General features: G+C 66.0%; 1 protein-coding gene. It reads left to right on the top strand.

Features of this window, described 5'->3' with window-relative positions; genetic code table 11:
• Positions 1–203: ATP-binding cassette domain-containing protein (locus tag H6B10_RS17890; RefSeq protein WP_204652605.1), on the top strand; the 203-nt coding region annotated here is incomplete at both ends.

The raw sequence follows: 203 nt of genomic DNA, 5'->3' as shown, positions 1-203 counted from the left end.
GGCGGGCAGACCCAGCGGCTGATGCTGGCCCGGGCCCTTTATAAAAACGGGCCCATTCTCGCCCTGGACGAACCCACCGCGGCCCTGGACCCCCTGGCCGAGGACGATATCTACCAGAAATACAACCGGATGACGGCGGGCCGCACGGCGCTCTTCATCAGCCACCGGCTGGCCTCCACCCGGTTCTGTGACCGCATCGTGTT

The organism is Gemmiger formicilis (genome assembly GCF_016901605.1).
Taxonomy (GTDB): Bacteria; Bacillota; Clostridia; order Oscillospirales; family Ruminococcaceae; genus Gemmiger; species Gemmiger formicilis_B.
This window is presented reverse-complemented; position numbering and strand designations above follow the sequence as displayed.